General features: G+C 67.2%; 28 protein-coding genes and 1 pseudogene. 10 read left to right on the top strand and 19 right to left on the bottom strand.

What is annotated here, in order from left to right; genetic code table 11:
- Position 1: 1 nt before the first annotated feature.
- Positions 2-1252, bottom strand: coding sequence for an acyltransferase (locus A5709_RS14865; RefSeq protein WP_068011800.1), 1251 nt, complete (start codon positions 1250-1252; stop codon positions 2-4).
- 325 nt (positions 1253-1577) lie between these two features.
- On the opposite strand from A5709_RS14865, the gene A5709_RS14860 reads away from it, so the two are divergent.
- Entirely contained in the window at positions 1578-2003 is a 426-nt protein-coding gene (locus A5709_RS14860) for an STAS domain-containing protein (RefSeq protein WP_068120518.1), read from the top strand.
- Here A5709_RS14860 and A5709_RS14855 read toward each other — a convergent pair.
- The 7 genes and pseudogenes from A5709_RS14855 to A5709_RS14825 form a co-directional block, all read right to left on the bottom strand.
- Positions 1990-2253 carry a hypothetical protein gene (locus tag A5709_RS14855; RefSeq protein ID WP_068011799.1) on the bottom strand — a complete coding sequence of 88 codons (264 nt, stop codon included), beginning with the start codon at positions 2251-2253 and terminating at the stop codon, positions 1990-1992. The two genes, A5709_RS14860 and A5709_RS14855, sit on opposite strands and share 14 nt — an antisense overlap.
- Positions 2250-2822, bottom strand: a complete 573-nt coding sequence (locus A5709_RS14850) for a DUF3093 domain-containing protein (RefSeq protein ID WP_068120512.1) — start codon at positions 2820-2822, stop codon at positions 2250-2252. Before A5709_RS14850 ends, A5709_RS14855 begins: the two co-directional genes overlap by 4 nt.
- Before the next feature lies 1 nt (position 2823).
- Positions 2824-3807 carry a porphobilinogen synthase gene (gene hemB / locus A5709_RS14845; RefSeq protein ID WP_068120510.1) on the bottom strand — a complete coding sequence of 328 codons (984 nt, stop codon included), beginning with the start codon at positions 3805-3807 and terminating at the stop codon, positions 2824-2826.
- A gap of 130 nt (positions 3808-3937) precedes the next feature.
- Positions 3938-5593, bottom strand: coding sequence for a uroporphyrinogen-III synthase (locus tag A5709_RS14840; protein WP_068011796.1), 1656 nt, complete (start codon positions 5591-5593; stop codon positions 3938-3940).
- A gap of 23 nt (positions 5594-5616) precedes the next feature.
- Positions 5617-6561, bottom strand: coding sequence for a hydroxymethylbilane synthase (gene hemC / locus A5709_RS14835; protein ID WP_068011819.1), 945 nt, complete (start codon positions 6559-6561; stop codon positions 5617-5619).
- Between the two features lie 13 nt (positions 6562-6574).
- Positions 6575-7945, bottom strand: a complete 1371-nt coding sequence (locus A5709_RS14830; protein ID WP_067944743.1) for a glutamyl-tRNA reductase — start codon at positions 7943-7945, stop codon at positions 6575-6577.
- A 7-nt stretch (positions 7946-7952) separates the two neighbouring features.
- Positions 7953-8317, bottom strand: a pseudogene (locus A5709_RS14825) (glutaredoxin family protein).
- Between the two features lie 59 nt (positions 8318-8376).
- On the opposite strand from A5709_RS14825, the gene A5709_RS14820 reads away from it, so the two are divergent.
- Positions 8377-8685, top strand: a complete 309-nt coding sequence (locus A5709_RS14820) for a WXG100 family type VII secretion target (RefSeq protein WP_067944745.1) — start codon at positions 8377-8379, stop codon at positions 8683-8685.
- Positions 8678-8968, top strand: a complete 291-nt coding sequence (locus A5709_RS14815) for a WXG100 family type VII secretion target (protein ID WP_068120517.1) — start codon at positions 8678-8680, stop codon at positions 8966-8968. The genes A5709_RS14820 and A5709_RS14815 overlap by 8 nt, the downstream gene beginning before the upstream one ends.
- Before the next feature lie 417 nt (positions 8969-9385).
- Here the strand turns inward: A5709_RS14815 and A5709_RS29105 are convergent, their stop codons facing one another.
- Complete coding sequence (locus A5709_RS29105) at positions 9386-9514, bottom strand: hypothetical protein (RefSeq protein ID WP_255403423.1); 129 nt, start codon at positions 9512-9514, stop codon at positions 9386-9388.
- Here A5709_RS29105 and A5709_RS14810 point away from each other — a divergent pair.
- The 6 genes from A5709_RS14810 to A5709_RS14785 all read left to right on the top strand — a co-directional run bounded on the left by A5709_RS14810 (position 9504) and on the right by A5709_RS14785 (position 15514).
- Positions 9504-11570, top strand: coding sequence for a TNT domain-containing protein (locus tag A5709_RS14810; RefSeq protein ID WP_231986975.1), 2067 nt, complete (start codon positions 9504-9506; stop codon positions 11568-11570). The two genes, A5709_RS29105 and A5709_RS14810, sit on opposite strands and share 11 nt — an antisense overlap.
- Positions 11571-11598: 28 nt before the next feature.
- Positions 11599-12276 carry a hypothetical protein gene (locus tag A5709_RS14805; RefSeq protein WP_231986974.1) on the top strand — a complete coding sequence of 226 codons (678 nt, stop codon included), beginning with the start codon at positions 11599-11601 and terminating at the stop codon, positions 12274-12276.
- Positions 12277-12291: 15 nt separating this feature from the next.
- Complete coding sequence (locus A5709_RS28090; protein WP_156768051.1) at positions 12292-12924, top strand: hypothetical protein; 633 nt, start codon at positions 12292-12294, stop codon at positions 12922-12924.
- A gap of 186 nt (positions 12925-13110) precedes the next feature.
- Entirely contained in the window at positions 13111-14016 is a 906-nt protein-coding gene (locus A5709_RS14795; RefSeq protein WP_068011792.1) for an HAD family phosphatase, read from the top strand.
- 45 nt (positions 14017-14061) lie between these two features.
- Positions 14062-14574, top strand: a complete 513-nt coding sequence (locus tag A5709_RS14790) for a MaoC family dehydratase N-terminal domain-containing protein (RefSeq protein WP_067944748.1) — start codon at positions 14062-14064, stop codon at positions 14572-14574.
- A 10-nt stretch (positions 14575-14584) separates the two neighbouring features.
- Positions 14585-15514, top strand: a complete 930-nt coding sequence (locus A5709_RS14785; protein ID WP_068120506.1) for a cyclopropane mycolic acid synthase family methyltransferase — start codon at positions 14585-14587, stop codon at positions 15512-15514.
- 58 nt (positions 15515-15572) lie between these two features.
- On the opposite strand, the gene A5709_RS14780 is transcribed toward A5709_RS14785, so the two are convergent.
- The 9 genes from A5709_RS14780 to A5709_RS14740 form a co-directional block, all read right to left on the bottom strand.
- Positions 15573-16661: a lysophospholipid acyltransferase family protein gene (locus A5709_RS14780; RefSeq protein ID WP_197520152.1), complete on the bottom strand. Its 1089-nt coding sequence runs from the start codon at positions 16659-16661 to the stop codon at positions 15573-15575.
- Positions 16643-17770 carry an SDR family oxidoreductase gene (locus tag A5709_RS14775; RefSeq protein WP_068120499.1) on the bottom strand — a complete coding sequence of 376 codons (1128 nt, stop codon included), beginning with the start codon at positions 17768-17770 and terminating at the stop codon, positions 16643-16645. The genes A5709_RS14780 and A5709_RS14775 overlap by 19 nt, the downstream gene beginning before the upstream one ends.
- 51 nt (positions 17771-17821) lie before the next feature.
- A complete protein-coding gene (locus A5709_RS27525) occupies positions 17822-17923 on the bottom strand; it encodes a 30S ribosomal protein bS22 (protein WP_003402602.1) in 102 nt (33 codons plus the stop codon).
- Positions 17924-18047: 124 nt separating this feature from the next.
- The gene (locus A5709_RS14765) at positions 18048-18299 is read right to left on the bottom strand and encodes a cell division/environmental response transcriptional regulator (RefSeq protein ID WP_067944752.1); all 252 of its coding nucleotides are present in this window, start codon (positions 18297-18299) and stop codon (positions 18048-18050) included.
- 140 nt (positions 18300-18439) lie between these two features.
- Complete coding sequence (gene proC / locus A5709_RS14760) at positions 18440-19315, bottom strand: pyrroline-5-carboxylate reductase (RefSeq protein ID WP_197501068.1); 876 nt, start codon at positions 19313-19315, stop codon at positions 18440-18442.
- Positions 19316-19342: 27 nt separating this feature from the next.
- A complete protein-coding gene (locus A5709_RS14755) occupies positions 19343-20188 on the bottom strand; it encodes a thioesterase family protein (protein WP_067944754.1) in 846 nt (281 codons plus the stop codon).
- A 14-nt stretch (positions 20189-20202) separates the two neighbouring features.
- Positions 20203-21045, bottom strand: coding sequence for a sugar phosphate isomerase/epimerase (locus A5709_RS14750; RefSeq protein WP_067944755.1), 843 nt, complete (start codon positions 21043-21045; stop codon positions 20203-20205).
- Positions 21046-21069: 24 nt separating this feature from the next.
- A complete protein-coding gene (locus A5709_RS14745) occupies positions 21070-22008 on the bottom strand; it encodes a hypothetical protein (RefSeq protein WP_067944756.1) in 939 nt (312 codons plus the stop codon).
- The gene (locus A5709_RS14740) at positions 22005-23021 is read right to left on the bottom strand and encodes a Ppx/GppA phosphatase family protein (RefSeq protein ID WP_067944757.1); all 1017 of its coding nucleotides are present in this window, start codon (positions 23019-23021) and stop codon (positions 22005-22007) included. Before A5709_RS14740 ends, A5709_RS14745 begins: the two co-directional genes overlap by 4 nt.
- Positions 23022-23136: 115 nt before the next feature.
- Here A5709_RS14740 and A5709_RS14735 point away from each other — a divergent pair, with 115 nt between their 5' ends.
- Positions 23137-23922 carry a hypothetical protein gene (locus A5709_RS14735; RefSeq protein WP_067944758.1) on the top strand — a complete coding sequence of 262 codons (786 nt, stop codon included), beginning with the start codon at positions 23137-23139 and terminating at the stop codon, positions 23920-23922.
- On the opposite strand, the gene A5709_RS14730 is transcribed toward A5709_RS14735, so the two are convergent.
- Positions 23885-24637, bottom strand: a complete 753-nt coding sequence (locus A5709_RS14730; RefSeq protein ID WP_068120498.1) for a FadR/GntR family transcriptional regulator — start codon at positions 24635-24637, stop codon at positions 23885-23887. The genes A5709_RS14735 and A5709_RS14730 overlap by 38 nt on opposite strands.
- Positions 24638-24663: the final 26 nt, after the last annotated feature.

Below are 24663 nucleotides of genomic sequence, written 5' to 3'. Positions count from 1 at the left end.
GTCACACCGCGCGGACCGAAACAGCTTCCAGCGAACGGTCTATCGGATGGACCTTGCCCTTCGGCGGCTCGTCGGGATCGCTTCTCGCGGTGACGGCTTTGACGTCGACCATCCGGCGCATCCAGCGGCGGGCGGGCTCTTCGACGAAGTGATACATCACGATCGAGATGATCACGGCGATCGCGAGCAGGCCAATGATGTTCCATTTCCAGGGATTTTCCTGCGGCCGCAGCTCGAACTGCTCGACGGACCAGCCCCACGCGGTGTGCACCAGCTCGTGAACCATGTACAGGCAGAACGAGATCTGCCCGCCGTACACCATCAACCGGGTGGACAGCACCCGCGGCAGGCTACCGACGCCGATGGCCAGCGTGATCACCAGCGGAATGAACAGGATGTCGACCACCCCGCCGCTGTCGTTCTCCACCACCCCGGAGATCGGGTGCGCGTCAAACCAATAAAGGACGCCGACCATGGTGCCCAGCAGAAGCAGAGACAGGTAACCCGCCACGCGGCGGCCGCGATCGGTCAGCCGCAGCCGGCGCACCGCCGCGCAAGCAAGCGCGCCCGCGGTGAACTGGGTGACGATCCGCGGAAGCCAGCTCCACGGGGTGTAGAAGTGGCCACTGGCCAGGAGCATGACCACGGGCGGCAGTGCCGCCGCGAACGCCAGCACCATCAGGCTCCGCGCCCGCGTTGCCTGCTTCATCCGCAGGATCACCAGCACCAGCAGACCGAAAAGCAGATAGGCCAGCCATTCCGCGCTGATCGACCAGGCCGGCCCATCCCAGCTCGAATCATCGAAAAACGGCACGAACCACAACTGCACCAGCAGGATCTGGCGCACGTAGCTGATCGCGGTGAGCTGAGCGGCGTCAGGCGACGGTACGTGGCCGACATGCAGAGTGAAGATCACCCAGAGGGCGGCGAGATGCAGGGTGACCAGGTACACCGGCCAGACCCTGGCCAGCCGCAGCCACAGGAAGTGCAGGGTCGCGCGCGTCGACCATGACCGGCCCATGCGGTCGAGGTAGTTCCAGGTCAAGACGAATCCGCTGAGGATGAAGAACAGGTCGACGCCCTGCGCTCCGCAGTTGAGCACCGGCGCGAGGGCGTCGTGGAAATCGGTCCCGACGTCGCCCAGCATCGGGCGGAAGTGGAACAGCACGACCCACAGGGCGGCGACGATGCGGAGTCCCGTCAGGGCCTTGATCTCGCCCCTGATCTCTCCCGTGATATTTCCACCGCGCACAGCGCTTTTCTTTCCGCCTGGACTCTGCTGTTCCGTTCGCCTTCTAGGTCGGCTGACCGGGCGACCACGCGATGTCACAAGCCCCCGCCTCGCAACCGGTAGCCATGGCAGCCTAGCAGCGCAATGGCCCGGGCGCGCGGACGGTTGTGGTGTGGCACGCGGCCTTTCGCCGATAATCCGCGCCCGGCGACCTTTGCTCGCAAAAGGCGGAAATCGCGGTGACAATCGCTTCTTAGCAAAACGTTAGATGCGGCTTTCACCCTCCTTAACCTTGGGGTTTAGCGTCAGAACACATAGCGAACGCCACGGAGAGCGAGGGGTGTTCATGACGATCGCCGACGTCCTGACGCAGGAGCAAAACGGCATCTTTCACTGCGACGGCGCTTGGATCCGGGCCCACCGTCGCCAGCTGGCGACCGTGGTGACGATTCGGGGTGAAATCAACGCACTCAATGCCGACCGAGTCGCCGGACACATTCGCCGCTTCATCCTCGGAGAGGACCGTGTGGTGCTCGACATGAGCGGCGTCACCCAATTTGCTGGGCCGGAGATTTCGCTTTTGCAAACCTTCGATGACGACTGCCGCGCCGAAGGGGTGCAATGGACGCTGGTCGCCAGCCCCGCGGTCACCGAGTCGCTGGATGACGGCGGTTTTTCGGACGAACACTCGGTGCCCGAGGCCCTGCACGACCTGGCCGACGCGATCGCCAGGCGTCGGCGGCTGGCGCTACCGCTGGTCAGGACGTCGTAGAGCGTCGCTCCCGGAGGTGCCGGCCGGTTCCGACCACCGCCAGCACTGCGGCACTCGTCAGCAGCAACAGGGTCAGCAACAGCAGCTGCGGGTCATACACCGTTGACGTGGTGAACGGCTGCCCATCCGCGATGGGAGCCACCGCCACCGAGTGATGCGAGTGCGACCAGCTCAGTCCCGCGCCGACGAGCGCGGCGCAGGCCAGGCCGAGTTCGACCAGCACCGCGGTGCTCCATCGGGAGGCGCTCACTGTTCGAGTCCGGTGTCGTCGTCGCGGTCGCCGTCGATGGTGTCCGAGCGGGCGGGTTCGACCCGCTCCTGGACCAACGGGGTCAGCGCCGCGCGGAGCTGACGATGCCGGCGGGCCCAGGCCTGAACGGTGCGTTTTCCGGTGAGCTGGAGCCCGATACCGATCCGGCCGCGGGGCACCCCGACCAGTTCGCCGAGCGCCCGCGCCGCCTGCCACCGGGCCAGCTCCTTGCCGGAGGCTTCGTGGTTCTCGGGTTCGGGATACACCCTGAGGATCTCGCGCACCAGTATGGTTTCGGTGCCCTGACGCAAGGCGTCTTCGGTGAGCTCGACCGAGACGTGAATCCGTGCCGCCTTGACCTGCAACCCGACGAACCCCGACACCAGGACCAAAAAGATCACCGGTATCAAGAACGACACGGGCGCGCCGCTCCAGATCTCGATCAGGATCATCGCGCCCGCGGCCACCGGCCCCCACGCCACCCACCACCAGCTGGCGCCCGGTTCATAGAACAACGGCTTGGGCTCGGCGCCCCTCACTGTCGGCTGTGATGTCAAAGCACGCCCCATCTCACGAAAGCCAACCGGCCGCGTCCGCGGCCCAATACGTCAGCACGATATCGGCTCCGGCACGGCGGATGCTGGTCAACGACTCGAGTGCCGCCACCCGCTCGTCGATCCAATTGTTCGCGGCTGCAGCGCAAATCATGGCGTACTCGCCCGAGACTTGGTAGGCCGCCACCGGCACCGGCGAGACGTCCGCCGCGGCGGCCACCACGTCGAGGTAACCCATCGCGGGTTTGACCATGATGATGTCCGCGCCCTCGTCGAGGTCCAGCCTGATCTCGCGCAGCGCCTCGCGGAAGTTTCCCGCCTCCTGCTGATAGGTGCGCCGGTCCCCGGACAGGCTGGAACTGACCGCTTCCCGGAAGGGACCGTAGAACGCCGAGGCGAACTTCGCCGCGTAGGCCAAGACCACCACATCGGTGAAACCCGCGGCGTCCAGGCCGTCGCGGATCGCCGCCACCTGACCGTCCATCATCCCGCTCGGCCCCACCACGTGCGCGCCCGACTCCGCCTGTGCGACAGCCAGTTTCACGTACCGAGCCAGGGTCGCATCGTTGTCGACCCGGCCCCTGGCGTCCAGCACGCCGCAGTGGCCGTGGTCGGTGAACTCGTCCAGGCAGGTGTCGGCCATCAGCACCGTCGCGTCGCCGAGATCCTTGGCCAGGTCCCGCAGGGCGAGATTGAGGATGCCATCGGGGTCGGTGCCCGCCGACCCCGTCGGGTCCTTGTCCTCGTCGCGCGGCACGCCGAACAGCATCAGCCCCCCGACCCCGGCGTTGACGGCATCGGCCGCGGCGCTGCGCAGCGAGTCGCGGGTGTGCTGCACGACGCCGGGCATCGACGCGATCGGCCGCGGCTCGTCGATACCGTCGGCGACGAACATCGGCAGCACCAAATGCCTTGGCTCCAAGGACGTTTGCGATACCAAGCGACGCAACGCGGGGGTGGAGCGGAGCCGACGCGGGCGCTGCCGCGGAAATGCGCTCATCAGCGGCGACCCGTCGCGCCCGGCTCCGCCCTCGTGTGGCGACCCGTCCCCCGCAAGCGGGAGGTGCCCCCAGCGCCCGGCTCCGCCGCGCTTGCGATCACCACGGCCGCGCTTGCGATCGCCGCAACCACTAGCGCCTGCGGCTCTTCTTACGCGGCGGTGGCAGCGCACCCTCGGCGCGCAACCGCGCGGCGTGCTCGGCCAAAGCGTCGACCAGCGGACCGACCGCGGCCGTTTCCGGCTGCACGTCCACCCGCAAACCGAATTCGGCGGCGGTCTCGGCGGTCTTGGGACCGATGCAGGCGATGATCGTCCGCGCGTGCGGCTTGCCGGCGATGCCGACCAGGTTGCGCACCGTGGAGCTGGAGGTGAAGCACACGGCGTCGAACCCGCCGGTCTTGATCATCTCCCGCGTCTCCGCCGGCGGCGGGGCCGCCCGCACCGTCCGGTAGGCGGTGACGTCCTCGATCTCCCAACCGCGTTCGCGCAGCCCCTCGGCCAGCGTCTCGGTGGCGATGTCGGCCCGCGGCAGCAGAACGCGGTTCACCGGGTCGAAAATGCTGTCGTAGGGCGGGAAGTCGTCCAGCAGACCCAGCGACGACTGCTCCCCGGCCGGCACCAATTCGGGGCTGATCCCGAAGGCACGGACCCGATCGGCCGTGGACTCGCCGACACAGGCGATCTTCACGCCCGAGAAGGCCCGGGCGTCCAAACCGAACTCGCCGAACTTCTCCCACACCGCGCGCACCGCGTTGGTGGAGGTGAACACCACCCACTGGAAACGACCGTCGACCAGGCCCTTGACGGCCCGCTCCATCTGGGCGGGGCTGCGTGGCGGCTCGACGGCGATGGTAGGCACCTCGATCGGCAGCGCACCGTAGGACGTCAGCCGCTCGCTCATCTCGCCGGCCTGATCCTTGGTGCGCGGCACCAACACGGTCCAGCCGTAGAGGGCGCGGCTCTCCCACCAGTTCAGCTTCGCCCGGCTGGCCACCGTCTTGCCGATGGTCACCACCAGCGGTCCGGTCAACGGGCCCGCCGGGTCGGTCGCGCCCAGCACGGCCGAGTCGGTCAGACCGCCCAGTGTGGTCTCGATCGAACGCTGCTGGCAGGTGGTGCCGTGTGCGGTCACCACGCACGGAGTGGTCTCGGCCAGCTCGTGCTCGATCAGGGTGCGCGCCGCGTCGGCCAGATGCGACGTGGTCGCCTGCAGGATCAGCGGGCCGGGCGCAGCGGCCAAGGCATCCCAGTCCACGTGTGGGTCGCGGACGTCGGCAACGGTGTGCGACGAGCCCAGCGGCAGCCCCGCGTAGGTGGGCACGGAGTCCGTGGGAGCCAGGCCGGGCACGATCTCGATGTGCAGGTGGCTCCGCGCGACGGCGTTCACCTCGGTAATGACCGCGTCGACCGTCAGCGGATCCCCAGCCACCAGCCGCACCACGTCGGCGCCGGTGCGGGCCTCGGCGGTCAGCGTCTTCGCCACCTCGGCGGGCTCGCCGAGCGCCGGACGGACGTCGGGGCCGGCCGATATCACCGCGGGTTGCTCCGGGCCGGTGGCGGCGTCGCCTCCACCAGCGGGGGCTTCGGCGGGCGCCGGGCCCGAAACCGGTGGCAGGTCTTTGCCGATCAGCGCCAGCACCGGCTCCGGCACGTCGGGGTCGGTGAACACCAAGGCGGCGTTCGCCAATACCGTGGCGGCCCGGGTAGTCAGGAGTCCCGGATCGCCGGGACCTGAACCCACGTACGTGATGCGGCCGGGTCTCGGCTTGCGCCCTCGCGTCGTCATTGTCGCTCCCACGTCACTCGCAATTAATTTCCTCGTGCCGGGTCCTGCCGCGCTTCCTGCATGAGTTCTCGGGCGCCGAGTTCGAACAACTCTGCGGCGACCGAAACCCCCAGCTCACGCGCCCGATCGGCGGTGCCGATGCCGGACGCGCGGATCACGTCGGATCCGTCCAGTGCCGCCACGCACCCGCGCAGCGACAGCTCTTCGAAGACTCGGCCTTCCTCATCGATGGACTCGACCACCTCTGCGATCGCGCCCACCGGTGCGGAACAACCGGCCTCCAGTTCGGCCAACAGGGCTCGCTCCGCAGTGACCGACGCACGCGTGTCGGCGTCGTCCAACTCCGCCAGCACTGCCACCAACTCATCGCCGGCGCGGCATTCGACGGCGAGCGCGCCCTGAGCCGGTGCTGGCAACATCTGCACCGGCTCTAACGTCTCGGTGACATCGTCGAGGCGACCGAGCCGGGCCAGTCCGGCCCGAGCTACCACGATCGCGTCGAGATCACCATTGCTTACCCTGTTCAACCTGGTATCTAGGTTGCCTCGTAGGGGGCGGATTTCCAAACCGAGACCCAATGCTCTAAGCTGCGCGGCCCGGCGCGGGGACGACGTGCCCACCAGCGAACCGGCCGGCAACTCCCCGAGCACCAGCCCGTCGCGGGCCACCACCACGTCGCGGGGGTCGTTGCGCGGCGGGATGGCGGCGATGGTGAACCGCGGGTCGTCCGCGGTGGGCAAATCCTTGTGCGAGTGCACCGCGGCGTCCACCCGGCCGTCGTTGATCGCCTCGCGCAGCGCGGTGGTGAAGGCGCCGACGCCCAGGGTCTCGATGGGCGCCGACGAGCGGTCGCCGGCGGTGCTGATGATCACCAGCTCCGCGGGATGACCGTTAGCGATCAAGGCGTCCCTGACGAGGCCGGCCTGGGTGGTGGCCAAGAGACTGCCCCGGGTACCTATCCGGATCACGTTCGCCAATCGGCTACTCGGCCGACGGTTCTTGCGTTCCGGCGTCGAATCCCGTTGATATGACGGGCAATTCACCTGCGGCGACGGCATCGACGGCGGTCTGGTCGAGTTCGAAGAGTTCACGCAACGCCTCGGCGTAACTGTCCCCGCCGGGGGCGCTGGCGAGTTGTTTGATCCGCACGGTGGGCGCATGCAGCAGCTTGTCCACCACCCGCCGCACGGTGCGCGCCACCTCCTCGCGGTGGGCGCTCTCCAGGCCGGGCAGCCGGTTGTCCAGGCGCAACAGCTCCGCCTCCACCACGTCGGCGGCGCGCTGGCGCAAGGCCGTCACCGTCGGCGTGACCTCGGCCATGCGCTGCCCCGCCAGGTAGGCGGCGACCTCGGCCGCCACGATGTGGCGCGCGGCGTGGACATCGGAGGCCGCGGCGTGCGCCGACGGCTCGTGCTGCACGCGGTCCACGTCGACGACCCAGACACCGGGCAGACCGGCGACCGCGGGGTCCACGTCACGCGGCATGCCCAGGTCGCAGATGACCAGCGGGCGGGTCGACTCGTCGCGGCGCGCGGCGGCCAGCGCATGGTGCACGTCGGCCAGCGTGACGACCGGACTCACCGCGCCTGTGCAGCTGACCATGACGTCGGCGTCGGCCACCGCGTCGGCCAGGCGGTCGAGTGACATCGCGTCGGCCTGCACACCGGATTCGCGGAGTTTGCGGGCCAACCGCTGCGCGCGGGACAACGACCGATTCAGGACGTGCACGTGCCGGATGCCGGCCCGGGTCAGGTGGGCCGCCGCCAGGGCGCCCATCGCTCCGGCGCCGACCAGCACGGCGGTCTTGCCCTGCAGCCCGCCGAGCCGGCGTTCGGCCATGTTCAGGGCGACCGACACCACGGAGGCCCCCGCCGCGTCGATGGCGGTCTCGGAATGCACCCGCTTCCCCACCGACAGCGCCCGCTGGGCCAGCTCATGCAGCACCCGGCCGACCGTGCGGTTGCTTTCCGCGGTGGCATACGCGCGGCGCACCTGGCCGAGCACCTGCTGCTCACCCACGACCGCGGAGTCCAGCCCGCTGGCCACCGCGAACAGGTGCTCGACGGCGGCCTCGCTGTAACGGACGTACGCGTACTTGGTCAGGTCCCCCATGGACATTCCGGAGTGATCCGACAGCACCTGCCCGATTGCCGCCAGCCCGCCGTGGAACGCGTCCACCACCGCGTAGACCTCGACTCGGTTGCACGTCGACAGCACCATCGCCTCGGTCACCAGCGGCGACTGCAACACCCGGTCGACGATCTTGCCCTGATCGGATTCGTCGATGGTGAGTTGTTCCAGGACGGAGACCGGCGCACTGCGGTGCGAAACCCCGAAAAGCAAGACGCTCACGGCAGCATCACCTGGCCAGCTCCCTTGCTTTCTCCAGTAATTGAACTGGTTTCCAAGGTAATCGTTTATCAGGTGGGCTACCAAATAATTGCCCGTTGGCCCTCATCGAGCGAGATCCGCGCGCAGCCGGGGCTCGTCTATATCCCAGTAACTGTGCTCGCGTCCGTCGAGCAGGATCACGGGCAGCCGGTCGCCGAACTCGGCCCGCAGCCCCGGGTTGCCGGCCGAGGCGGCGGCGTCGACGTCGATCGTCGACAGGTCGAAGCCCAGCTCAGCCGCCAATTCGGCGAGCCGGGTGTGTACGCGTTCGCAGATGGTGCAGCCGTCGCGGGTCAACAGCTCCACCTGCGGCCGCCGGGGGGCGTCGGTCATGGCCACCAGTGTGGCACCGGTGACTTGTGAGGCCGCCTACCAGGCGTTATGTTCCGGCTATGGCTGACGAGACCCTGCGGGTTGATCCGGTGGTGATGCAAAGCCATGCCGTCTCCATCGCCGGCGCGGCCGAGCATCTCTCGGCCGAGTTGAGCCGGCTAGACGATCAGGTAAGTCAGATGCTCGGCGGTTGGCAAGGAGCGTCGGGTAGCGCGTACGCCTCGGCGTGGGAGCTTTGGCATCGGGGCGCGCGTGAAGTACAGCTCGGGTTGTCCATGCTGGGCCATCTCGTGGGGCAGGCCGGCGAGGGCTACCAGGCCAACGAGGCCGGATCCGCCCAGGCGGAGCGGGCGGTGCGTGGTGGCTGAGGCGTTCCGGGTGGATCCCCAGGCGTTGGCCGACGCCGTCCAGCGGATGGCGGAGTTTCAGCGCTACGCCGAGGACATGATCGCCGAAATCGATTCTCGCGTAACGCGTTTGCACACCGCGTGGACGGGGCAGGCCGCGGCCGCTCATGCCGAGGCGCACCAGCACTGGGTGCGCGGCGAGGCGATGATGCGTGAGGCGCTGGCGCAACTCGCGAAGGTGGCCACGACCGCGCACGGCAACTACACCGGCGCCATGTCGACGAATCTCGGCATGTGGTCGTGACCAGATGGCGCCGCTGGCGTGTGACCCGACGGCCCTAGACGCCGCCGGTACCGCCGTGCTGGCCGCCGGCGAGTCACTGGGATCGGTGATTTCGACCTTGACGGCGGCATTGGCCGGCAGCGCCGGCATGGCCGGCGACGATCCGGTGGGCGCGGCGTTGGGCCGCTCGTACGACGGTGCGGCGACCAAGTTGTTCGACGCGATGGCCAGCACCCGGAATGGGTTGTGCAGCATCGGCGACGGGGTGCGGGTGTCGGCCCGCAACTACGCGCTGGCCGATGCGCAGTCGGATGTCACGGGCCGGGCCGCGGGTCTGCCGACGCCGCCGGTGACCGCGCCGTTGAGCGTTGGGGCGAAGCCGCCCTCGGCTGTCGGCGCCGGTAGTGGCGCCCCGGCGGGCTGGGGGTGGGTGGCCCCCTACATCGGAATGATCTGGCCCACTGGCGATTCGGCGAAATTGCGGGCCGCCGCGGCGGCGTGGACCAGCGCGGGGGCGAGTTTCATGGCCACCGAGACCGCGGCGGGCGGCGGGACAATGGCCGCCATTGGTGCCCAGCAGATCCCGGAGGGCGCTGCCATCAACAAGGCGTTGTCGGATGCCTCCGAAGCCACCATCAACGTTGCACGCCAATGCCAAACTATCGCCGCCCAGCTCAACAGCTACGCCGCGAAGCTCGACAAGGTACACGCGGCGATCCTGGATCTGCTGTCGCGCATTTGCGATCCGCTGACCGGAATCAAAGAGGTCTGGGAGTGGCTCACCGACGAAGACGAAGACGAGATCAAGAGGATCGCCGACGACATCCGCACGGTCGTCAACAACTTCGCTCAGGAAGCCGAGACGCTGGGCGATCAGATCAACGCCACCATGTCCGCGGCCGCCGCCGCGATAGAGGGAATGAGCCGTTGGGCGGGTAAAGAGTGGGACCACTTCCTGCACGGCACCCAGGTGGGGAGAGTCCTCAACCACGTCGGCCGGTCCCTGAAAGGCGTCGGCGTGGAGGGCTACGACTTTCTCCAGGGCCTCAACCAATTCAGCCCGACCCGCCTTCAATCCGATCCGGTGGGCTTCGTCAAAGACACGTTGGGAATGGTGGAAGGGGAAGCCACTCTGGCGGGGTTGGGCCCCGACGGTCTACACGGTGCCGGCCAGGCGTGGAAAGCGTTGGGTAAAAACATCATCCACTGGGACGATTGGGCCTCACACCCGGACGAAGCATTCGGAAAGACCCTCTTCGACGTCGGAACCTTGGCGCTGCCCGGGGGACCGCTGTCGAAGCTCGGGAAGTGGGGCCGCGACGCCGCCGCTGCGCTCAAGGGCGCACGGCTGCCGGAGGGCGTGAAACCGCCTTCGGTGAAGCCGCCGACGGAGGCACTGCCGACGGGTCCCAAGCCGCCGGAATCGGGACCACCCGCACCCCCGGCCAAGCCGGAGCCCGGCAGGCCCGCACCTCCCGCCGCGGGCAAGCCCACGCCCGGGCCCTCCGACGGCCCTCTTCCGCACAGCCCGACGGAGTCGAAGCCGCCGGTCGGCGAGAAGCCCCCCTCGGGTGAGGCGCCCAAGCCGGCCGCCGCGCCACCCGGTCCGGCTGACAAACCGGCGGTGCCCGCGCCGGCCGAACAGGCGCCACTACCGCACTCGAAGCCAGCCGAGCCGGTGCCAGCCCACGCGCCGGCTGCTCCCGGCGGCGAACCGATCGCGCCACCCAGCGCGGGTCTGCCATCGCCGCCGGAGGCCCACCTGCCGACGCCACCTTCGGTGCCGATGGGTGGCGGGCCTGCCGAAGCAGCGCCTCCCGGCCTCGGTGAAATGCCCCACGGTGGGGAACCGGGTGCGCACCCGCCCGAGATGCCGGGCGGGAGCCACCACGACGGTCCGCCGCTTGGCGATGGCGGCCAGGCGCACCCGCCCGGGGAAGGATCGCCGCACCCGCCCCACGACAACGCCCCGGCACATCAGCCCGGCGAAGGCGATGGGCCACATGATGGCGACGGCCACGCACCGCACGACGGCACGCCTTCAGATGATCCAGCTGATGGACACCTACCGCATACAACACCGTCCGATTTGCAGCCTTGGTATCAAGAGCAGCTAACGCTTGCCGAATCCCCTGAGCGGCTCGTGCGCGACCTCATAGAGCACGGGTGTCCCCGCGATCTTGCCGAATCAGCGCTGCACAGCCCCTATTCAGGAATGACATCGCAAGAAATTCTAGATAACTATTGGAATCACGCTGAAGGGACGTGGAAGTGGCCGCTGGAGAATGGGTTCGCCGATGGGAAATGGCAGACAGCTCGCAGCATCCCAGAAGACGTATGGCTGGACAGAATTGGAGAGGTAAGCGATCAGCGAGGCGATTTTATGGGCGCAGTCGGCGATAGTTATCCTGAACGCAGCCTGGCCCCCGGCTCATCAGGGGATTACCATCGATTCCACGGCACAGGTCAGGAATTACCCGAGGGCTGGCAAGTCAGGTACGGAAGAGTGGGTGATGAGTTTGGCCAGCCAGGCGGTGGAACACAATGGGTGGTTGTTGACAAGAACGGCAAGACTGTTCTGATCAGATGGTTACTTGTAAACGGTTACCTGGCTCTAGGATAGCTCGGCAAGCAAGAAGGGGTGTTCAGAGTTGGCCGAAAACTTCAGCACAGAGGGCGAATATGGTGACTTTATCGCCCATTACAACCTTTGGCGCAAGATTGCCAACAACGCCGGCGACGGACCCTACGACGAAGCGGAGAGACAAGGTGACCGTCTATACTTCCGCTCTGACTACTCAAGGAAAGTTGAAAAATGGCCCGAATGGGCGGAGCAAGGCGACTGGGGAGCTTGGATAATCGCGCGCACACAGCTGGGTTACTTCAGCGTTTTAAGCTCGTTGAAGCACGAAAGAGCGTCGCAGCGGGATGAGGAAGTCAGGGTATTGTTTTCAACATTCTCGGACGCAGGAAAATACATCATTATGCGCGTTGCAGATAGCGCCCGCGTGAGCCTTCGTTTACAAACGCAATTCGTCAAATGGAACCACAGCGGCCTCGACCCTCGTATAGCGATCGAGGCCGCGGATCCGGACGTTATCAATCTTCTCAAAAGCGAGTACCCTGGTCTTGAAGAAGGCTTTGCGGAGCAATATCTCAAACGCTACACGCTCACAACACGGCCCGATTCGTATGGATTTGCATTCCCCGAAGACGAGCCAAGAATGCAAGTCCTGCTTTTATCGTTCGAGGAGTTAACCGAGGCGCTGCTCGAAGGTATCCCCGAAGACATCGCTTTAATCGCGCGATCCCAGGATAATGAGTATTAAGCGTATACGAAACGTATGGCTGATTACACGCTCGACCTCACCACGATCCCACCATTCCTGCACCGACTCGTAAAGTACTGGTACGAGTGGGAGGAAATCTATCTGCGCCGTCAAGGCCGCTCGCCCGGCGACGCTCAGCGACAGCCAAGGGGATGGGAATCTCAGGAGCAAATTTTCTGGGGAAGACGGACGCCCAAAATGACGGGCAGCCACGAGTTAGCCTTCATTGACGACGGCGATGTATCTTACTATTTGACTTGGAAGGGTGGGCAATTTTTCATCGATAGCGAAGAACGGGGTTCGCGGCGTACCTACTGGATGTTCAGAAACTACGGCGACGCCGAAAAATACTTGGCATTTTTGATTAGTCAGATGGCTCGCCCTGGGAAGTACACCAATTCTCCCAGCTTCCGCTGGTATCGAGAGGGTCTTAATCCCGTGGTCTCGCTCAGTAAGCCCGATCCGGCCAATTATCCTGGGCGCGTCAGCATGACGGTCGATGACGAACCGAGTGATCGGGGATGGATGCCAGAGCATGGTGCGATCGCGGCGTCACATCTGATCGTTCTAACTTTCGAGGATCTCGATTCCGTGCTGCGCCAAGGCGTTCCGTCCGATTGGTTCACACTCAACATTCGCAGCGCCTGAGCACCTGCCCCACACAGAATCTCCCCAGCGAGCGTCACGCTACCTTCACACTCGGCGTCGAGTGTGCGGCTGGCTTCACACTCGGCGGCACGGCATAGCTGACGCCCCCAGGCCATCTCCCCGATAGGGTTGAACATCGGGACCCACTGGGTCGCCAGGCAACACAGCGATCTAGGAGGTTTGGCGATGACTTCCTCTGACCCGGTCAACGGGGACCTCAGCCGCGTTGACTTGGAGTCGTTGGCCGCCGACGCCAGCGCCGCCCGCGCGCTGGAAGGCCTGCGGGAGGAAACCGCCGACGAGGACCGCCCGCAGCCGCCGGTCGACCTGACCGCGGCCGCCTTCTTCGACGTGGACAACACGCTGGTGCAGGGCTCCTCGGCGGTGCACTTCGGCCGCGGTCTCGCGGCGCGCAACTACTTCACCTACCGCGACGTGCTCGGCTTCATCTACGCCCAGGCCAAGTTCCAGATCCTGGGCAAGGAGAACAGCAACGACGTCGCCGCCGGCCGGCGGAAAGCGCTCGCCTTCATCGAGGGCCGCTCGGTCGAACAACTGGTGGCTCTGGGCGAGGAGATCTTCGACGAGATCATCGCCGACAAGATCTGGCCGGGCACCCGCGAGCTGACACAGATGCACCTCGACGCGGGCCAGCAGGTCTGGCTGATCACCGCCACGCCGTACGAACTCGCGGCGACCATCGCGCGGCGGCTCGGCCTGACCGGCGCCCTGGGCACCGTCGCGGAGTCCGTCGACGGGGTGTTCACCGGCCGGCTGGTCGGCGACATCCTGCACGGGACCGGAAAGGCGCACGCCGTCCGGTCGCTGGCGATCCGGGAGGGCCTCAACCTCAAACGGTGCACCGCCTACTCCGACAGCTTCAACGACGTGCCCATGCTGTCGTTGGTGGGCACCGCGGTCGCCATCAACCCGGACGCGCGGCTGCGCACCCTGGCCCGCGAACGCGGCTGGGAGATCCGCGACTTTCGCACCGCCCGCAAGGCCGCCCGAATCGGGGTCCCGTCGGCCCTGGCGCTCGGGGCGGCCGGTGGCGCACTGGCCGCGGTAGCATCCCGGCGGCAATCGCGCTGATAGGCTGCGCCGCTGAGACCTATTCGAGCGGAGAGCGACAGCGGTATGACAATCCCCAAGGGAGCCGAAGGGCTCATCGGCAGCCATTACCGGGCGCCGGATTACTTCCTGGTCGGCCGCGAGAAGATTCGGGAGTTCGCGCTCGCCATCAGGAACGACCATCCGACGCACTTCAGCGAGGCCGACGCCGCCGCCGCCGGGTATGACGCGCTGGTGGCCCCGCTCACCTTCCTCGCCATCGCGGGTCGGCGCGTGCAGCTGGAGATCTTCACCAAGTTCAGCATCCCGATCAACATCGCGCGAGTCATGCACCGCGACCAGAAATTCAAGTTCCACCGGCCGATCGTCGCCGGGGATAGGCTTTATTTCGACACCTACCTAGACTCTGTCATTGAGTCCCATGGCGCCGTGATCACAGAGATCCGCAGCGAGGTTACGGATGCCGAGGGCAAACCGGTGATCACCAGTACAGTCACGATGCTGGGGGAAGCCGCAAACAACGAAACCGACCACGAAGCAACCGTCGCGGCGGTCGCGTCCATATCAGCGGGAAAGTAGGTTCGAATCTATGACTTCACAGGGGGAAACGGGTAGCACCCAGCTCAAGCCGCCGGTCGAGAAGGTCCGGTCCCACTACGACAAGTCGAACGAGTTCTTCAAGCTCTGGCTCGACCCGTCGATGACCTACAGCTGCGGATACTTCGACGAGAACCCGGACCCGCAGAATCTGACCAAGACGCTGGAAGAGGCGCAGTACGCCAAGCGCAAGCTGGCCCTGGACAAGCTGAAACTCGAGCCCGGCATGACGCTGCTCGACATCGGCAGCGGCTGGGGTTCGACCATGCGGCACGCGGTGGCCGAGTACGACGTCAACGTCATCGGCCTGACGCTCAGCGAGAACCAGTACGCGCACTGCGTGGCCGAGTTCGAGAAGATGGACAGCCCCCGCCGCAAGGAGGTGCGGATCCAGGGCTGGGAGGAATTCCCCGGCGACGTACCGATCGACCGCATCGTGTCGCTGGGCGCGTTCGAGCACTTCGCCGACGGAGCGGGCGACGCCGGGTACGAGCGTTACGCCACCTTCTTCAAGAAGTACTACGACCTGCTGCCCGACGACGGCCGGATGCTGCTGCACAGCATCGTGGTGCCCACCGCCGAGGAGGGCAAAGCGATGGGCTTGCAGGTGAACATGACCCTGCTGCGGTTCATCAGCTTCATCCTGAAGGAGATCTACCCGGGCGGAAAGTTGCCCCAGGTCAACCTGGTCGACAAATACGCGACGGATGCGGGTTTCAAGATCGAGCGCCACCACTTCATCGGGAAGAACTACGTGCCGACGCTGACCGCCTGGGGGGATGCCCTCGAGGCCCACAAGGAGGAGGCGATTGCCCTGAAGGGGCAGGAGACCTACGACATCTACCTGAAGTACTTGCGGGGCTGCTCGGACCTGTTCCGCGACGGCTACACCAACGTCTGCCAGTTCACAATGGTCAAGTAATCCAAGCGCAAAACGCCCCGAAGCCGTTGGCTCCGGGGCGTTTCGCGTTAGGAGGGGTTCAGCCGAAGAAGATGTTGCGCCGGCCGGCGAGCAAGCGGTACAGCGTCTGCTGGATCGTCTCGCGGACCTGATCGGTCAGCTCGAAGGTGACCATCGGGTCCTCGGCGTCGGAGGCGGCGTAGTCGTTGGTGTAGATGGGCTCACCGAACGCGATGCGCCACTTCGACGGCAGGGGCACCAGACCCGCCGGCCCCGCCAGCGGGAACAGCGGCGTGACCGGGAAGTAGGGCAGGCCAAACAGCCGGGCGAGCAGCTTCACATCGGTCAGCATCGGATAGATCTCTTCCGAACCGATGATCGAGCAGGGGACGATGGGCGCCTTGGTGCGCAACGCGGCCGTCACGAAGCCCCCGCGGCCGAACCGCTGCAACCGGTAGCGGTCCTCGAAGCGCTTCCCCAGGCCCTTGTAGCCCTCCGGGAAGACGGCGGTCAGTTCGCCGGCGGCGAGCAGCCGGTGCGCGTCCGTCGTGCAGGCCATGGTGTGGCCCGCCTTGCGGGCGGCCTCACCCACCACGGGCAGGTCGAACACCATGTCGGCGGCGAGCAACCGCAGGTCTCGCTGGGCGGGATGCTCGTCGTGGACGGCCACCGACAACATCAGCCCGTCGAACGGCAACACCCCGGCATGGTTGGCCACCACCAACGCGGCCCCGTCGCTCGGCAGGTTTTCTATTCCGCTGACTTCGACCCGGAACCACGACCGGAAGAAGAACCTCAGCAACGGCCGGACGATCGCGCTGTTGAAGTGCGGATCGAAGCCGAACTCGTCGACGGTGTAGTCACCCGTGATGCGCTGACGCAGGAAGCCGGCAACGGCGGCGACGCGCTGAGCGAGTTCGTTGAGCGGGGCCTCCGCCGACCCCGCGCCCGCGGCACGCCGATGCTCGTCGATCTCGCGGACGACGGCGGCGATCTGTTCGGCTGAGGCCCGACCGTGCGGGTCCGAAAGCAAGGAAGGATGCTGGCGAGCCGACTCCGCCCGCTGATCGGCTCTTTTACGCGCCGCTACCCGACCCCGATTTGTATGCAGTGGAATGACATTGGCTCTGGTTTCACCAGCCACGATACCTACCTGACCCCACCCCACGGAACTGGATTTCGGCTACCCCAGCGCTGAGCTAAAGATATGGCGCGACCCTCCAGGGAGCGTACCCGATCTGGGTCGATAATGGGAGTCATGCCGCGGCCGCGGACGTAGTCGTCGAAAGCCTCCGCCGTCGTCCATTTCGGCTGGTACCCGAGCTCCGTTCGCATCCGGGTGGTGTCCATGACCCGGCCGTAACTCAGGTAGGCGAACTGATCGCGGCTGATCTCGTTGTAGCGGTTGGCCCGCCTCAGCGAATCGAGCGCCCAGACGCCAAAACCCGGTACCGGCAACGGAATCCGGCCGGCCCGGCGGATCGCCTGCGACAGCATGATGATCCCGTCGGCGCCGATGTTGAAGGTGCCGGCCTTGCCGGCCATCGCCGCGCGCTCCAATGCGCCCAGCGCATCCTGCTCGTGCAACAGCTGAAGGCGCGCGTCGCGGCCGAACATCGTGGGCACCAGCGGCCCTGCCAGGTACCGCGACAGCGTGGTGTCCATGGCCGGCCCGATCATGTTGGCCAGCCGCAGGATCGTCACGGCGATATCGGGGCGGCGCCGGCCCAGGCCGCGCGCGTAGGCCTCGATGTCGAGACTGTCCTTGGCGAAACCTCCGCGCAGCGGCCGGCGGCTGGTGCTGTCCTCGGTGAACATCACCGGATCGTGAGCGCTCGACCCGTACACCTCGGACGTCGACTTGAGCACGACGCGGCGCACCGAGGGCGCCTTCTGGCAGGCCGCGAACAGCTGCATCGCGCCCATCACGTTGATTTCCTTCAACGCCGCGGTACCCCCGGACCGCGGGGCGTACGACGCGGCCGCCGCGTGCACCACGGTGTCGACGTCGCCGTTGCGAATCACCTTGGCGATGAAGGGGTTGCGGATGTCGGCACGCACGAACTCCGCGCGGCCCATGCGGCGCAGCATGTCCTTGCTGGGCGCGATCGCGTCAACCGCGATAACCGCGTTGATCATCGGGTTCTGCGCGAGCCGAGCGGTCAGGTAGCCGCCCAAAAACCGGCACGCACCGGTAACCAGCACAACCTTGGGGTAGTGCACCGTGTTGCTCGCGGTGTCGCCGGTACCGGCGCCATCCCCACTCGACTGATCCACCCAAACAGCCTATCCGCCGGGAGAGACCGCAGCGCTACGCCGCGGGCGGGCCTACTTGCCGAGTTTTCTGCGCTGCACCCGCGTGCGGCGCAACAACTTGCGGTGCTTCTTCTTGGACATGCGCTTGCGCCGCTTCTTGATTACTGAACCCATGAACTCCGCTATCTGACCCGTGACCTGCTTGCAGGATTGACCCGGACACTTTACCCGGCTGGACGCATCGAACACCAAACCGGCGTCGACGACCGCCGAGTCAAGAGCGAAGTGCTGTTTCGGGTCAGCCCGCGTCGAAGTAAGACGTCTCCAGCATGTCGTGCACCGCCTTGGCGTGCACCCGGAAAGACCGCCCGACCCGGACCGCGGGCAGCTCGCCGTTGTGCACCAGCCGGTACACCGTCATCTTGGAGACCCGCATCAACGCCGCCACCTCGGCAACCGTCAAGAATTGTGTCCTGCCCTGGCCCTCGCCGGAACCGGCGTCCCGCTTACCAGCAGAATCTCGCGCCGATGGCCCGTTCGTAGACGTCATCGCAACCCAATCGTGTCAGGCCCGCGCAATGCCAGCGGCTTCCCCTCCGCTGGCACCCACACGTGCATACAAAGAGGAGAATAGCGGGACTAATGGGGTTACTGGTACTGGTGGGGGACAATCAGTTTAAAATTCTTGGATTACTCCGATGTAATTCTTAGCTGCTCAGAGCGCATTTTGGCGGCCTGAACGGCCGCATCGACAGCCGCCCGCAACCCACCCTTTTCCAGTTCGCGAAGCCCCGCGGCGGTGGTGCCACCGGGTGAGGTAACGGTCGCCCGCAGCTGGGTCGCCGTGGCGTCCACCCGCAACCCGGGCGCCTCCCCCTCGCCCGGCTGCCGCTCGGCGTCCATCCGTTCCAGCAGCATGGCCGCGGACCCGGCCATCGTCTGCGCCGTCAGGTCGGCGGCCACGTCCCGGCTCAGGCCCGCGGCGACCCCGGCGTCCACCAGGGCCTCGACCATCAGGAAGAAGTACGCCGGGCCGGAGCCCGACAGAGCCGTCACAGCGTCCATCTGGCCTTCCGGCACGGTCAGCACGCCGCCGACCGAGTCGAACAGGGCCGATACCCCCTCGAGCTGCGGGACGGTGACGAACCGGCCCTTGGCCAGCGCCGTCACCCCGGCGCCGACCAACGCCGCCGCGTTCGGCATCGCGCGGACCACCGGCGTTCCGGCCGGGAGCTTCGACTCGAAATACGAGATGCTGATGCCGGCCGCGACGGTCACGAACACCTGCTCGGCACTGTCACTCTCGGACGCGGCGGCCGCCTTCGCCAGCTCCGCCATCACGGGCTCGACGTCGCCGGGCTTCACCGCGACCACGACGAAGGACGCGTTCTCCACCGCGTCGGCCACCGAAGTGATCAACACCGAATAGGTGTCGGCCAGATACTGGGCGCGTTCCGGAACGCGTTCGGCGACCACCAGGTCTTTCACCTGCCGGCCCGCGCGGAGCAGACCCGACAGCAGTGCCTCCCCGATACTGCCGCCACCGATGATCGCGATTCTTGCCATGCCCGACAGCATCGCAGACAGCGGCGGCTACCCGGCGGCAGGGACCAACGCCAATTGGCGGGCTTGCACCACCAGCCGGCCCAGGCTGTCGACGACGGTGTGGTCCTCGTCGAACCAGTCATGCCCGATCTCGGTGCACGTGGCGATGATTCGCAACCACCCATCGGCGGGCAGTCCGCGCAGAAAGGCGGTCAGCTGGACGGTGGGAGCCCAGCCGGTGCGCTCCACGGCGAAGGTGACCGGGGCGGACAGGTCCCCGCACATGAGCGCGAACAGCGCGTCCGGAGCCACCCCGCGCGGGCGCGCCCACATCTGGATCACCGGCGGGCCGCCGCCGGCTGACGGCCCCAGCGTCGACAGCACCGGCCGCACATCGCAGCCTTCGCCGAGGTGCACCAGGCCGGCCAAGGGATGGCCGAGCCCGATAGGCGCGATGTCGTCGGGGGGCTCTGGCGCCATCAGGCCCACGACAGGGTTGGCCGACAGCAGCGGCTTGGCATCACCGTCGGGCGGAAAGTGTTCCGGCTCGCCGAGATTGACCACAGCGTGCACCGCGGTGCGGTCACCCTGAGTGAGCTCGACGTCCACGACGCTGATCCGGCGGCCGCGCTTGCGGATCGAGGTCACCAGCCGCATCGGGCCCGGATCGGGGGCCCACAGGAAGCTCGCCGACACCGCGACGGGCTGCTGGGCCGGTTCGAAGCCGGCCGGCGATTGTGCGCCGCAGGCGGTGCGGGCGGCGTTGGCGCAGAGCGCGAGCATCGCGCCGCCGTGCACCTTCGGACCGATGGTCCAGTGCTTGTTGAGCTCGCCCTCAAAGACGCCGGGGCCAACCTCCCGCAATGCCATTGCGGTGGTGAATAACGCGTTCATGGTCTCCTGGGTGATCAGCGCAGCAGGTGCGTGCGGGCGAACTGCAACGATTCGGCGAGCATGCTTTCGCGCTCATTGGCGCTGCGCGCGCTGGACGTGGACACCTCCAGGATGACGTGGCCGGCGAAGTGGCTGCCGGCCAGCATCTGGCACACCTCGGCGGTGGGCTGCGTGCCACGGCCGGGGACCAGGTGCTCGTCGGCGGGCAGGCCGCTGCCGTCGCACAGGTGCAGGTGGACCAACCCGCCGCCCATGCGCTGCGCCATGTCCAGCGAGTCGCTGCCGGCGGTCGCGGTGTGGGACAGGTCCAGCGTGTAGTGCTCGTGGTTGCCGTCCAGCGGGTCGTACGAGGGCGCGAACGCCGATATCGCCGGCCCCGGGCCGCCGCCGCGCCGGCGCATCCGCTCCAACGATTGACCGGACCCGAAGAACCGGTCCGCGCGGAACGGGAACATGTTTTCCACCGCGATCATCACGTCGCTCGACGCTTCCAGCTCGGCGACCTGGTCGCTGAATCCCTCGGCGTAGCGACGCTGCCAGCGAAACGGCGGGTGCACGACGACGGTCTGCGCGCCGAGTTGCTCCGCCGCCCGCACGCTGCGGTCCAGCTTGGGAATCGGGTTGGCGCCCCACACCCGCTGCGAGATGAGCAGGCAGGGCGCGTGCACCGACAACACCGGGACGCGGTAGCGCCGGGACAGCTTCTGGACGGCGTCGACGTCCTGGCTCACCGACTCGGCCCACACCATCAGTTCGACACCGTCGTAGCCGAGCCGGGCCGCGTACTCGAAGGCGGCCTCGGCCCGCAATGGGTACACCGAAGCCGTCGAAAGTCCGACTTTGATAGCTGGGCGCAACGGTCTGTGTGGTTCCGGGTCCGCCTAGCCCGACTGCAGCGACAGCGCCAGCGGGCCCAGGGTGATCAGTGACCCCACCGCGACCGCGATCAGCGTGCTGGCGATGTCCTCGGTCTTGCGCACCACCCGAACGCCGGCGACCAGTCCCAGGATCACCAGCACCGAGAGCACCAAGGCCACGATGCTGTTCCAGCGCCACAATTGGTCGAAGGCGACGAACAATCCCGCGCCGAAGGCGACGGCCAGAATGGACTGGAATACGACCAAGCTGCCGCGCCACAGCGACTCGAGCCTGCCCTGTGCCGGGTGAATGTCGGTGGCCGCGTCCGCGCGCCCGGTCTCCTCGTGGAGCTCGCGCTCCTCGTCCCCGACGAATCCGGTGGCCAGCGGGTCGGCGTCGTCTTCGGCCTCGTCGGTCTCGGTCCGCAGGAAGGAACGCACGTATGCGGAGTCCTCCAGGACGGGCTCGGCGTCGCGCACCTCCGAATCCATCACGTCCACCGGGAGATCGCTGTAGTGATCCAGCGGGTCGGGATTCATGCCCTCGGCGCCCGACTGCCCGGTGCCGTTGGTCTCCCCCGCCTCGACGTGGCTCAGGGGACGCGGGTACGCGCTGCGCTCAGGCCCCGCCGCCTTCCTGGGTTGCGACGGCGACTTGGGCCAGCGCGGCTCCGGCTGCGACCAGTAAGCGGTGGCCGGCTTGTCTTCGGTTTGCTGCTCGGGGGCGGCAACGACGGGTTCGGCGGTGGGCCGTTCGGCGGTCCGGGGGTCCTCGTCGTCGTCCCGGATGACCGGAATCTCGCCGGTCAGCTCGGCGACGGTCACCGCGTCGCTGTCGCCGCGCCGCCGGCGCCGCCGACGCGTGACCGCAGGGGCACCGATGGTTCCGTTCTTGGCCAGAAGTTCGGCCACCGAAATTGGCCGAGTGCCGGGGCTCTCGGTCTCGGAATGTGGTCCGGTCATGCTTTGTCGCCTCTCGATCGGTTCCCGTCCCGATCACCTGCCTGGCCTCCAGCATCGCGCACGGACCGCCTCATGAGGGGCGTTCCGTCGGCTTCGCTGTCGAGTTTGCGCAAGATGAGACCTTCCCGTAATGCCCACGGGCAGATATCCACCGATTCGATCGACAGCGCTCGCATACTCGCCTCCGCCACCAGCGCGCCCGCCACAATCTGCGGCGCCCGCTCGGCGCTCACCCCTTCCAGTTCGGCCCGGTCAGCGGTCGTCATCCTAGAGATGAAAGATATGAGTTGCCTGAGGCCGTTTGCTGTGAGCGTCCTTTTCGCCCGCGGTCCGGCCGCCGACGGCGCCGCGCCGGTGAGCCGTGCCAGGGAGCGGAACGTCTTCGACGTCGCCACCGCCAGGTCGGGGGCGCCGGCTTCCAGCACGGTCACTGCGGAATCGGCGAGCTCGGCGTCCAGCCAGTCCCGCAGCATCCCCACCCGGCGCCGGCCGGGCGGGTCGTCGGGCAGCCATTCGCGGGTCAAGCGGCCGGCACCCAGCGGCAGGGACAGGGCAACCTCGGGCTCCTCGTCGACGCCGCTGGACATTTCCAGCGAGCCGCCGCCGATGTCGAGGTTGATGATCCGCCCCGCGCTCCACCCGTACCAGCGGCGCACGGCCAGAAAAGTCAGCCGCGACTCGTCGACGCCACTGAGCGCCTCCAGCTCGACACCGGTTTCTTTGCGGACGCGGCTCAGCACGTCGTCGGAATTCACCGCGTCGCGCAGCGCGGACGTGGCGAAGGCCATCAGCTCGGCGCAGCCCGAGCTGTCCGCGATCTTGGCGAACTCGTCGATGGTGGAGATAAGTTTCTCGGCGCCGCGCTTGGTGATCTTGCCCGAGCTGTCGATGGACTCGGCGAGGCGCAGGGTGGCCTTGGTCGAACTCATGGGCGTGGGATGCCCACCACGGTGCGCGTCAACCACCAGCAGATGCACCGTGTTGCTGCCCACGTCGAGTACGCCCAATCGCACGGGAAACAACCTAGTCGGCAACGATGCGGCCCGCTGTGGAGGTTGCCGATGTTGCACCGTCGGGCCCCGAGTGTCAGCGGGCCGAAGAGCCGGAATCGTCGACTAACGTGGACCCGTGGCGAATCCCTATCCGGAGCCTGGGCACGAGGTCGAACTCGACTTCGCTCGTGAGTGGGTGGAGTTCTACGACCCGGACAATCCCGAGCACCTGATCGCGGCCGACCTCACCTGGCTGCTGTCACGCTGGACATGCGTGTTCGGCACGCCCGCCTGCCACGGCACGGTTGAGGGACGGCCGGACGACGGATGCTGCTCGCACGGGGCGTTCTTATCCGACGACGACGACCGCGCCCGGCTCGACGACGCCGTGCAGCAGCTGACCGACGAAGACTGGCAGTTCCGCGAAAAGGGCTTGGGCCGCAAGGGATATCTGGAGCTCGATGAGCACGACGGACAGCCCCAGTACCGCACCCGCAAACACAAGGACGCCTGCATCTTCTTGAACCGGCCCGGCTTCCCCGCCGGCGTCGGTTGCGCGCTGCACAGCAAGGCCCTCAAGCTGGGCGTCGCGCCGTTGACCATGAAGCCCGACGTCTGCTGGCAGTTGCCCATCCGGCGCAGCCAGGAGTGGGTGACGCGGCCCGACGGCACCGAAATCCTCAAAACCACTGTCACCGAATTCGATCGGCGCGGCTGGGGTTCCGGGGGTGCCGATCTGCATTGGTACTGCACCGGCGACCCGGGCGCCCATGTCGGCGCCAAGCAGGTGTGGGAGAGCATGGCCGACGAGCTCACCGAGCTGCTCGGCGCCAAGGCCTATGCGGAGCTGGCGGCGATGTGCAAGCGCCGCAGCAAGCTGGGGCTCATCGCGGTCCATCCAGCGACTCGCCTCGCCGAGTAGCCTCAGTCTTGCTGTAAGACAAGATCATTCGCTGTGCGCTGGCGCGCAGGTATTCCTCCACCGCAGCGGCGGCCGCAGCCTCGTCGCCCGACAGCACGGCGTCGGTGATGGCACTTAGGCCGGCGACCACCGGCGCGGCGTCGTCATAGGCGGCGGTGAGGTCATGCTCGCGGCCGCCGAAGGCGTGCTCGACCCAGCGGTACAGCAACACGAGCGCGCGGTTGCGGCTGTGATGAATGAGCACCCGGAAGTAGGCGAGGTCGGCGGCCTGGCGCGCGGCGGCGCTGTCGGCCTCGCGGACCGCGGCCAACGCGGCACGTAGGGCCTCGGCATCCCCGGGGGCACCGCGCCGCGCGGCCGACCGGCCGATCAACGGGCCCAGGGCGGCCCGGATCTCGAACAGCTCCACCAGGAACTCGGGGCCCAGTCTGCGGACCAGCGCCTCGACCACCGCGGGGTGGGTGAGCGCCTGCGGGTCAGCGACCACGTTGCCGCTGCCATGCCGGGCCTCGATCAGACCCATCTGCTGCAGCCTGGCCAGACCTTGCCGCAGGGACGTGCGGTTGACGCCGAGCTGTTCGGCCAGTTCGCGCTCGGGCGGCAAGGCCGAACCGGGCGGAAACGCGCCGTCGAGGATGGCGTCGGTGATGGACGCGGCGATCTGTTCATCGACGCGTTGGCGGTCGGGCGGGCGCAGCGGACTTGACTGGTTCATTGGCTCAACCAATATAGTGGACGGAT

Origin of the sequence: Mycobacterium sp. E1386 (genome assembly GCF_001672745.1) — a bacterium.
Lineage (GTDB): Bacteria > Actinomycetota > Actinomycetes > Mycobacteriales > Mycobacteriaceae > Mycobacterium.
Note: the sequence above shows the minus strand (reverse complement) of the source record. Positions and strands in the feature narration are given on the sequence as shown.